Raw genomic sequence first — 9,293 nt, 5'->3', positions numbered from 1 at the left:
CCACCTGATGTGCCCTAGGGGCTGCTTCGCCGCTGTTGCGAGGTATCCCGGATACAATAGCCGGCTGTGCAGGCGTATGCTATATGGCAAGGAGGGGCCGCTATGACCAGGGGACCGCAACAATCATGAACTCGTCGCTTTCGCTCGTTTTTCTGTCCATAGTCGTTTTTTTCGGAATCGCCAGGCTGCTGTGCACGATGATCGATGCGCTGTTCACCGATACCGTCGACGCGATCGCGGCCAGGAGATTCCGATGAGCAAACGGCCGCCTGAAATACCGCCCATTCCCGCGCCCGAAAAGGACCTCGATGAGGAGCAGCGGCCCGGCCCGGATCGCGAGGATACAGCATGCGAACGCAGTTGATCGCGGTTTGCATCGGCCTCCTCGCTGCGTGCTTTGGACCGAGCACGGCGATCGGCGCGCCATCCCCGGCAGCGACCGCCTCGACGCCCATATCGCCGACGCCCGCCAAGGCGGAGGTCGGGCTCGCCTACGACGATATCGCCAAGGTCATCATATCGGGCACGCCGCCGCCGCCGGACAACTTCGTTTCCGACGCTGACCTGATCGCGAAACGCCCTCCCATGCACACCCCGGCCGCTCCCAGTGCAACAGCAGGGATGGCCACCGGCCTGCTCGGCGGCCTGCTCGGTTCCATACCGGGCGTGGGTCCGCTGCTCGCCATGGGTGCTTCCGCGGCAGCGAGCGCTGCTGCTAATGCGGCGCAAAAACGTGCTCAAGCAGCGGTCACGGAAGAAGGCAATGCATGGATGAGAATCGGCAGGATCTCACAGCTCGCGTACTATCACGGCTGGAGACGCGTCGCGACCGGGCAATACGTCGCGATCACGAAACCGGATCAAGGACTGACGATGGCGCTGGACTACGCCAAGCGCACCTACACATCGCAACGCGTCGACCCCGACATCCCGACCTATACAGTGGATGCGACGCCAGCGCCGATACCCGCGATCATCGGGTCGCCGACCGTCGTGACATTGTCGCCGACCACGATCGAACATAGGCGGGTCCGCGGATATCGCCTCAGCGGCACGCTCGAGACGGCGCAAGCGGTCGGCTGGTGCCAACCTGGGCGCCACGATATCGAAATCGTCGAGTACGTCTCCGATCTGCGCGATCCGGACAATCAGCTTGCAAAGGCACCCGATTCTTCGACGGCACTTGCGAGCGTGTGCCAGCCTTCGACTTCAGCGTCAAGCTTTGAGCCGGGCAAGTTGGTGCTCTACCGCTCGCTCGCGATCCGGCCAAGCATAGCCGGAGATCTCATCATCGCGTTTGAGCTGGGCAACATCCGCACGCTCGACGAGCGCGACAACGCGCTGTTCTCACCCCCATCCGACTTCACGGAGGAGCACTGAAATGATACGTGGCCGCTCGATGCGGGATTTCATCCTAACCGCTCTCGTTTTCATGGCCATAGCCGCACCGGCGAGCGCTGCTGGGCATGCCGTCGGTGACCAATTCGTCTACACGCTCAAGAACGTCACGCAAGCGCCGATCCCCGACAACATGCCGGCATACATGCGGGGTCAATACGAGTCGCAAAGGGCGCTGGCGAACAGCATGGTCACGACGTTGACGCTCCACGTCGACGCGCTGAACCCGGACGGAAGCGCGCATGCGACCGGTACCGCCGAGGTGACGATGCCCCCAGGGACAAGTCCGATGCTGGTCAAGACCATGGCCTCGCAGCCCAAGGACTTGACGGCGACCATCATGGCCGACGGGGCGATCGTTCCCAAGTACGAGGCGCCCGATGTGGATCCGACGACCATGGCAACGATGTCACACGCGCAACAGGTCGCCATGGCGAACCAGTCCAACGCCAACTATGCGGGCGGACTCGTCAAAGGTCACGTCGGCGATTTCAACGAGTTCGCGCTGGGCTGCTCGAAGCGAAGCTCGTTCAAAGCGGGTGATGCTTGGCGTCTCGTGGATGGGTCGACGACGTGGACCTTCGCCGTCACCGGAACCGATCAGGTCGCAGGTCATAACGTCGTCGTCGTCACGATGAGCACGAGCAGTCTTACATCGAATATGACGTCGAAGCAGAACGCGACCGGCGACTACGACCCGGCACAACACATCGTCGTCCGCTTTCATGAGGAGAGCCAACAGACGAACAGCGCAATGCCGGGCACGACCACGAACACCGAAGACATCGCGCTGCAGTGATGGTTCTTGAAAACGGTGGGCTCGGCGGGGCCGAGGAGGTCGAGCATGCGCCGCCGCAGTCGTTCGTTCCGGAGATCGAACTCGCGTCTCGAGCGTCGCCGGAGGATCGAGCGGCGCAGGAGGGGATCGCCACCGCGCTCTTCGTCGCCACGTGTGCGTCAGCGTTCGCGCTCATCGTTCTCTTGGTGTGGAGCGTGACGCCGCGCTGACCGCGAGGGCAGCGGGCAGGGCAGCCGCCTTCCTTTAGCGGACGTTCCGGTGTGCGCACGATCGCGCTGATCGTCGAGTACGACGGTACGCTGTTCCACGGATTTCAACGCCAGACTTCGCAGCGCACAGTCGCGGGCGAGCTCGAGCGCGCGCTCACGACATTGTGCGGCCATCCCGTGCAGATCGTCGGAGCAGGTAGGACCGATGCCGGCGTGCACGCCACCGGTCAGGTCGTCAGCTTCGAGACGTCGTACGAGGGGCCGGTCGAGCGCATGCCACTGGCTCTGACGGGCATGCTGCGCGGTGAGGGGATCGCCGTGCTTCGTGCGGTTGAGCGGGCGCCTGGTTTTTCGGCTCGCTACGATGCGCGCGCTCGCACGTACGAGTATCTGATCCTGAATCGCCTCTCGCCGTCACCGTTGCGCGAACGCCGCGCGCTCTTCGTGCGCGCCGCGCTCGATCTCGGGGTCATGAACGCCGCGTGTACCCCGCTGCTCGGCGAGCATGATTTCAGCTCGTTCTGCGCGGAGCTGCCGGAGCGCGGGCGCCCGGTCCGCGTCGTCGAGCGGCTCGTGCTCGAGCGGCGCGACGATCTCATCGAGCTGACCATCGTGGCCGATTCGTTCCTGCATCAGATGGTGCGCATCATCGTGGGCACGCTCATCGACATCGGCCGCGGCAGACGCGAACACGCTGCGATGGCGGCGATACTCGCGGCGCGCGATCGCGTTGCGGCAGGCCCGACCGCCCCGCCGCACGGGCTCTACCTCACGCACGTCCGCTACGGCGACCCTCTATAGCGGTCGAATTCATAGTCTTATGGAGCGGTCGAATTCATTCGACCGTCGAATAAGGGTTTGAAATGAGCGACCCCACTCCAGACCCTCTCGCGCAATACCAGCATCTGCTGCCGCCTGGGATGGCGCAGCCTAAATCGTTCGAGCTCCAACCGCGGCCGAGCAAGACGCGCACCGGCGGCGCGGTCGGTATCGGCGCGGTGCTGCTCGCACTGCTGCTCAAGTTCAAATGGCTCGCGATCGGAGCGAAGTTCTTGCTGCCGTTCGGCTCGCTCGTGCTGAGCATCTGGGCGTGGGCGTTGGTCTTCGGCTGGACATTCGCGGTCGGTTTCGTCCTGCTGATCCTGGTGCACGAGATGGGCCACTTCATCGCGGCGCGCGCCTACGGTCTCCCGGTGAGCTTGCCGATCTTCATCCCATTTCTCGGAGCAGCCGTCTCCATCAAGAATCTGCCGCGGGATTCGAAGGCGTCGGCGGTGGTCTCGCTGGCTGGCCCGCTGCTCGGCGGTGTCGGTGCGCTTGCGTGTTTCGCGATCGGGATGCAGACCGGCAATCCGTTCTGGCTTGCGCTCGCGTCGACGATGTTCTTCATCAATCTGTTCAATCTTATCCCGATCGTGCCGCTCGACGGCGGTTGGGTGGCGCACGCGCTGTGGGCGCGCACGTCACCGATGTCGATGCAGGAGCGAGCGGCGATCGGCGCCGCGTACGTCGGTCTGGCTGTCGCGCTGCTTGCGCTGTGGCAGATAGCGGGGCATGCGGTGCGGATAGCACCCCAGTGATGGCCGCCACCAGACAAACCGCCATGAGGGACATGCGTCGAAACCATGATCAAAACTTGACGCCGGACCGCGCGCTCGCGTATTATTGTCGTTGTCCCTCCCCGCCGGGGTAGGGTTTCTTTCTGACAGGACATCTCAATCTCAATGCGCACCCCGCTCCTAGCGAAAGATGCCGGCAAACGGCAGTGGTTCATCATCGACGCAAAGGGCCTGACGCTTGGCCGTCTAGCGACGCGCATCGCCGCGGTGCTGATCGGCAAGCATAAGCCCGACTTCACGCCGCATGCGGATTGCGGCGACTTCGTCATCGTCGTCAATGCGGGCCAGGTCCACCTCACCGGCAAGAAGTGGACCGAGAAGCTGTATCAACACCACACGCAGTACCCGGGCGGGCTCCTCACGCAGACCGCCGGAGACATCAGAGCCAAGCACCCCGAGCGTCTCATCGAGCTGGCCGTGCGCGGGATGTTGCCGCTGAACAAGATCCGCGCGCAGCGCATGAAGCGTTTGCGCGTGTTCGCCGGCGCCGAGCACGAGCACGGCGCGCACAAACCGCAGCCGTTGCCGCAGCCGATAAAGGTAGACTAGATGGCGATCACCGCTCCCAGCGTACCCAGAGGCACCGGCCGGCGCAAACGCGCCGTCGTACGCGTGCGTCTCGCGCCCGGCACGGGCGACATCACGATCAACGGCAAGCCGGCGGATAAGTATCTCGGCCGCGCGACCCTCATGCAGATCGTGCGCCAGCCATTCGATGCGACCAACAGCGTCGGGCGCTTCAACGTGATCGTCAACGCGTTCGGCGGCGGCCTCACCGGCCAGGCCGGCGCGATCCGCCACGGCATCGCGCGCGCGCTGGTCTCTGCTGACGAATCGCTGCGCCCCGTGCTGCGCAAGGCAGGCTTGCTCACGCGCGATCCGCGCGAGAAAGAATCGAAGAAGTACGGCCGCAAACGCGCCCGCAAACGCTTCCAGTTCAGCAAACGCTAATTGTAGTCCCGCGATCTTGATCGCGGGCGCTGCGTGGGAATTCAGAGGCTCGAGCCGCCAGCTCGGGCCTCTTCGTTTTTTCGGACAGGGGCACGGCCCGGCTCGGCGGAATCAGCCGCCACCTATGAGCAGCAACGATCCGGCCCTGTCGTTCGCGCGCGACATCCGGCCGATGTTCACCGACACCGACGTCGAGCACATGGAAGCGTACGGCATGGACCTCAGCAGCTTCGACGAGGTCGTGCAGCACGCGGACGCGATCTATGCCGCGGTGAGCGACGGGAGCATGCCGCCGAAGGGAACCGGCGCGCAATGGACGCCGCAGATGTGCGCGCGTTTCAAGGCGTGGCAAACGCAAGGCTGCAAACCCTAGCCAAAGAACGCCTAGCGCTTGCGGCTCCACCAAGCATAGCTGACCGCGACGAGCGCCGCCGAGAACCAGAAGAAGGCGGCGTCAGGCCTGCCTTCCCAGATCCCGACCGGCCTGAACAAACCGATGTTGAACGGCATGAGCTGCTCCGCGATCGGCCAGGTCAGGCTTTGCGGTTCGCGGATCGCGAATGCTTCGAGCGCTCCGAGTTCGAGGAGTTGCCCAGCGAATGCAACGGCTGCCAGCCGCGCCATGCTTGCCGACACCGGCAGGCCGTGCAAGAAGATCGCGTATCCGACGAGTAGCGCGCCGCCGACGATCACCGCGCCTCCCAGTCCGTAGAGGATCAGGAAGCCCACGTGGTTGGCGAACGTCATCGCGTAGAACACCGGCCCATAGAGCTGGGCGAGCAGCGCGGCGATGATGTAGATTCCGGCTCCGACCGTGAAGCCGAGCAGCGCGGCCCAGCCGATGGCTTTGAGGACGCGAGCGACCACGGGCGCCGCTATCCGTGCAGGACGTAGACCGTGGTGAGGCCTGCGCGCCCTTTGATGCGCGCCTGGCGGCGTGTCGCCGCCACTTGGCCGCGCACTTTCTCGTAGGTCCGCGCGTCGGCGAGGATCTGATTGGGCTCGGCGATCGATTGCAGCCGCTGCGCGAGATTGACCGCGCTGCCGACAACGGTGTATTCGACCCGGCGCTCTGAGCCGATGTTGCCGGCGACGACGTCGCCCGTCGCAAGCCCGATGCTGACCGACAGCGGCCAGTGCACGCCGGGCTGAGCGTTGAGCAGTTCGACCTGTTCGAGGATCTGGCGCGCGGCGAGCACGGCGCGATTCGGGTCGTCAGCCGCAGGCCGGGGCGCGCCGAACACAGCCATGATGCCGTCGCCGTAGTACTTGTCCAAGAGGCCGAGGTTGGCGAGCACGACGTCGACCGTCGGCGCGAGATAGCGGTTGAGCATATCGACGACCTCTTCAGGCATGAGGCGCTCGGACAATTCGGTGAAGCCGCGGATATCGGCGAACAGCATGGTGGCGGTCAGGCGGGTACCGCCAAGGGGCACGTTGTCCGGGTCCAGCAGCAGCTCGCTGACGACATGCGGCGCCAGATACCTCTCAAAGGACCGTGCCACCCGCTCGCTGCGTTCGATCTGCGCTTTGTTCTCGGCTTCGAGCTTGCGCCGTGCAGTGAGGTCGTTGAGGACGACGGCCGTGCCAACGCCTTCGCCGGTCAGCGAGTGCACGCGCAGGAAGGTGGATTGCAGCACGATCGGACCGCGCACGAAGTGCGTGCCGCGCATCTCGACCTCGGCGCGCCCTTCCGGAATCGACTTGTACTGCTCGAGCAAGGTGGTGAAGCCGGGCAGCCACGAGTTGAGGATGCGCGCGTGCCGCCCTTCGAGCGTCGAGGCCGACAGTCCGAACGTGATCTCGGCGGCGCGGTTGAACTGCGCGATCGTGTCGTTGCCGTCGAGCATGATGACGCCTGACGCGATCGACTCGAGGATCTCGTCGGTCTGCGACTTGATGTTCGAAAGATCTTCGAAGTTGCGGCTCCAATCGTCGTACAGGCGCGCGTTGTCGATCGCGACCGCGGCCTGATCGGCGATCGTCGCCAGCAGTTCGGGATCGTGCTGGAAAAGGCTGTCCGTACGGATGCGCGAGTCGACGTAGATCACGCCGATCGTGCCGCCCTTGCCGACGATGGGCACGCAGTTGATCGAGCGGATGTGCAGCGAGCGGATGCTCGGCGACGCGTTGACTTCCGGATCGTTCTGCGCGTCGGTCGTGACCAGCGGCGCACCTTCTTTGAAGACGCGCTCGATGATCGAGCGGCTGACCGAGAATTCCGGACGCGTGACGGCGTCCGGGTCGAGATTCGCGCCGGCGCTATATTCTTGGCGCCCGCCCGCTTGATCGGGCACGACGATCAATCCCCGCTCCGCGCCCGCCGCTTCCACCGCAAGGTCGACGATGAGCTGCAGCAATTGGTCAAGCCGGCGCACGACGTTGATGGCCTTGCCGATGCGCACCAGCGTATCGGCCCGGCGCCGCTGGGTCTCGAGTTCGCTTTGCAGGCGTTGCGCCCGCGCCGAAGCGACGCTGGCCTCTAACTCGCGGGCGTGGACCTCGCTGCGCGCCCGCGCGAGGAGGTCGAGCAATTTGTTGGCGGTCGAGGCCGAGGAACGGGGCGCGGCCGAGCGTCCGGCCAGACTGCGGGCGTCGTCAAGCGCCTCATCCAGCCGCGCGGCGATGCGCTCCCACGGGTTATCCCGCCGGTCGTGCTCCATGCTTACTACATCGGCGCACGGGCCGGGGGAGCCTAATACGAGGGGTACGTGGCGTCGAACTGGACGACGTAGTACCACAAGGTGGCACGGCGCATGCCGGCCGGGACGAGAAAGACCAGCGAGCCGCTTTGCCCTTGGCCCGGCCCGAGCACCCCCTCGGAGAGGGAGGTGACCAGCGATGCGGTCTTCTTGCGATCGACGTGGTAGCCGTCGTCGGTGCCATAGCCGTCCGAGCGCAGCACGAAGTCCTTGTAGTCCACGTTGAGCGGCGAGGTGCGGCTCTGATTGGACATGTGCATCTCATAGATGACGATGTATTTCGTGTCGGCGCTCGGGCCGGGGATAGCGTAGCTCGAGGTGGCCCAAAATCCGTTGGGCAGCTGGACTTGCACCGAGGTGTCTTGGTCGTTGTTGTCTGCGCGAGCTGCCGCCGCGATCGCGAGGCATGCGGCCGCGCACATCAGGGTTGGAATCAAACGCCGGTTCATAACGGATACTTGGTTTGCCCACCTCTCGGACCAATCCCGCTCACATTCTGAGGATAGCTTTAAGCCCGCATTCAGCAACACGAGGTGAACTTCATGACGGCACTTCGCATGGTGGAAGGCGCGATGCAGTTCGCACGGTATCGCGCGGCGGTGCTCGCCGGCGACGTCGCCAATGCCGGTTCGACCGGCTTTGCGCCGAAAGATGTCACGCTCACGGCCGGCCCCGGCGACGGAGGTCTGCGCTTTGCGTCGGCCATGCACGACGTGTCCACGGCCGACCCGGTCTCGACGGTCGAGTATGCGATGGGCGCGATCGCCAAGAACGCCATCTGGTATCGCGCGCTGACCCAACAGACGCGCGCTCTGCTGCGCGAATTCCGCACCGTCGCAGAGGAAGAGCGCCGATGAACGACGGCCCATCCGCATTCGACATCGCCGCAAGCGGCATGGCGGCCCAACGCCTCTCGATGGACGTCATCGCGCAGAACCTGGCGAACGCGAACGTGCAGCAAGCGGACGGCTCGGTCTATCGCGCGCGCACGGCGATCTTCGAACCATCGACGTCGTTCTCGGACGCGATGCAGACCGCTGTCGACGCAGACTTCGACACCGCGTTGGATGACGATGCGACGCCCGCGGGCGTGCGCTTCGCGGGTCTGATCGAGCAGCCGTCGCAAGCTGCGTATCGCCTCGATCCGACCAATCCGCTCGCGCCGGCCAGCGGCCCGCACAAAGGGTACGTCGAGGTCTCAGATGTCGATCCGATCGCGCAGATGGTCGGCTTGGTGGCAGCCGGGCGCACGTATGACGCGGACGTCTCTGCTTTGCAAGCCGCCAAACAGATGGATACCGAAGCGATGGACATCGAGCAGTTGTGATGACGCCGAGCATCGAGGCGATCGGGCCGCTTCGTCCAGCGGTGCTGATCGAAACCGATCAAGCCGCGCCGGCCGGCGGCGGGTCCTCGTTCGCGGCGCTGCTCGACACGGCCGCTTCGTCGTTGCAGCGCGCCGACGACGAGACCGCACTGCTCGCGGCCGGCCGTGGAAGCATCGCGCAAGCGGCCATCGCGCGAGCCAAAGCCGACGTGGCGCTCGAGGTGGCTGCGATCACCGCTTCGCGCGTGAGCGGTGCCGTCACCGCACTGCTCCAAACGCAGGTGTGAT

At 64.9% G+C, this 9,293-nt stretch carries 15 protein-coding genes; 12 read left to right on the top strand and 3 right to left on the bottom strand.

Features of this window, described 5'->3' with window-relative positions:
• The first annotated feature begins 125 nt into the window (after positions 1 to 125).
• The 9 genes from VKF82_01205 (at position 126) to VKF82_01165 (ending at position 5,349) form a co-directional block, all read left to right on the top strand.
• Positions 126 to 257, top strand: coding sequence for a hypothetical protein (locus VKF82_01205; GenBank protein ID HME80673.1), 132 nt, complete (start codon positions 126 to 128; stop codon positions 255 to 257).
• Positions 258 to 348: 91 nt separating this feature from the next.
• Positions 349 to 1,380 carry a hypothetical protein gene (locus tag VKF82_01200; GenBank protein HME80672.1) on the top strand — a complete coding sequence of 344 codons (1,032 nt, stop codon included), beginning with the start codon at positions 349 to 351 and terminating at the stop codon, positions 1,378 to 1,380.
• A 52-nt stretch (positions 1,381 to 1,432) separates the two neighbouring features.
• Positions 1,433 to 2,197: a hypothetical protein gene (locus tag VKF82_01195; protein HME80671.1), complete on the top strand. Its 765-nt coding sequence runs from the start codon at positions 1,433 to 1,435 to the stop codon at positions 2,195 to 2,197.
• Positions 2,194 to 2,406 (top strand): hypothetical protein, encoded by a 213-nt coding sequence (locus tag VKF82_01190; protein HME80670.1) that lies wholly within the window; start codon positions 2,194 to 2,196, stop codon positions 2,404 to 2,406. Before VKF82_01195 ends, VKF82_01190 begins: the two co-directional genes overlap by 4 nt.
• Positions 2,407 to 2,457: 51 nt before the next feature.
• A complete protein-coding gene (gene truA / locus VKF82_01185) occupies positions 2,458 to 3,207 on the top strand; it encodes a tRNA pseudouridine(38-40) synthase TruA (protein ID HME80669.1) in 750 nt (249 codons plus the stop codon).
• 62 nt (positions 3,208 to 3,269) lie between these two features.
• On the top strand, positions 3,270 to 3,986 hold the full coding sequence (locus tag VKF82_01180) for a site-2 protease family protein (protein ID HME80668.1): 717 nt from the start codon (positions 3,270 to 3,272) through the stop codon (positions 3,984 to 3,986).
• A 144-nt stretch (positions 3,987 to 4,130) separates the two neighbouring features.
• Positions 4,131 to 4,574, top strand: coding sequence for a 50S ribosomal protein L13 (gene rplM, locus VKF82_01175; GenBank protein HME80667.1), 444 nt, complete (start codon positions 4,131 to 4,133; stop codon positions 4,572 to 4,574).
• Positions 4,575 to 4,976, top strand: coding sequence for a 30S ribosomal protein S9 (gene rpsI, locus VKF82_01170; protein ID HME80666.1), 402 nt, complete (start codon positions 4,575 to 4,577; stop codon positions 4,974 to 4,976). It begins immediately after the preceding gene.
• A gap of 124 nt (positions 4,977 to 5,100) precedes the next feature.
• On the top strand, positions 5,101 to 5,349 hold the full coding sequence (locus VKF82_01165) for a hypothetical protein (protein ID HME80665.1): 249 nt from the start codon (positions 5,101 to 5,103) through the stop codon (positions 5,347 to 5,349).
• Positions 5,350 to 5,360: 11 nt separating this feature from the next.
• On the opposite strand, the gene VKF82_01160 is transcribed toward VKF82_01165, so the two are convergent.
• Genes VKF82_01160 through VKF82_01150 form a run of 3 tightly spaced genes read right to left on the bottom strand, consistent with a single transcriptional unit; the run spans position 5,361 to position 8,127 of the window.
• Positions 5,361 to 5,843 (bottom strand): hypothetical protein, encoded by a 483-nt coding sequence (locus VKF82_01160; GenBank protein ID HME80664.1) that lies wholly within the window; start codon positions 5,841 to 5,843, stop codon positions 5,361 to 5,363.
• An 8-nt stretch (positions 5,844 to 5,851) separates the two neighbouring features.
• Positions 5,852 to 7,639, bottom strand: coding sequence for an adenylate/guanylate cyclase domain-containing protein (locus VKF82_01155; protein ID HME80663.1), 1,788 nt, complete (start codon positions 7,637 to 7,639; stop codon positions 5,852 to 5,854).
• A gap of 32 nt (positions 7,640 to 7,671) precedes the next feature.
• Positions 7,672 to 8,127 carry a hypothetical protein gene (locus VKF82_01150; protein ID HME80662.1) on the bottom strand — a complete coding sequence of 152 codons (456 nt, stop codon included), beginning with the start codon at positions 8,125 to 8,127 and terminating at the stop codon, positions 7,672 to 7,674.
• Positions 8,128 to 8,220: 93 nt separating this feature from the next.
• Here VKF82_01150 and VKF82_01145 point away from each other — a divergent pair, with 93 nt between their 5' ends.
• The 3 genes from VKF82_01145 to VKF82_01135 are packed head-to-tail and all read left to right on the top strand — an operon-like array spanning position 8,221 to position 9,292.
• Positions 8,221 to 8,535 (top strand): hypothetical protein, encoded by a 315-nt coding sequence (locus VKF82_01145; protein ID HME80661.1) that lies wholly within the window; start codon positions 8,221 to 8,223, stop codon positions 8,533 to 8,535.
• Positions 8,532 to 9,005, top strand: coding sequence for a flagellar basal body rod protein FlgC (gene flgC / locus VKF82_01140; GenBank protein HME80660.1), 474 nt, complete (start codon positions 8,532 to 8,534; stop codon positions 9,003 to 9,005). The genes VKF82_01145 and flgC overlap by 4 nt, the downstream gene beginning before the upstream one ends.
• A complete protein-coding gene (locus VKF82_01135; protein HME80659.1) occupies positions 9,002 to 9,292 on the top strand; it encodes a hypothetical protein in 291 nt (96 codons plus the stop codon). The genes flgC and VKF82_01135 overlap by 4 nt, the downstream gene beginning before the upstream one ends.
• Position 9,293 lies beyond the last annotated feature (1 nt).

The organism is Candidatus Eremiobacteraceae bacterium, assembly GCA_035314825.1.
Taxonomy (GTDB): domain Bacteria; phylum Vulcanimicrobiota; class Vulcanimicrobiia; order Eremiobacterales; family Eremiobacteraceae; genus JAFAHD01.
The sequence above is the reverse complement of the archived record's forward strand: the minus strand, read 5'-3'. Positions and strand labels throughout refer to the sequence as shown.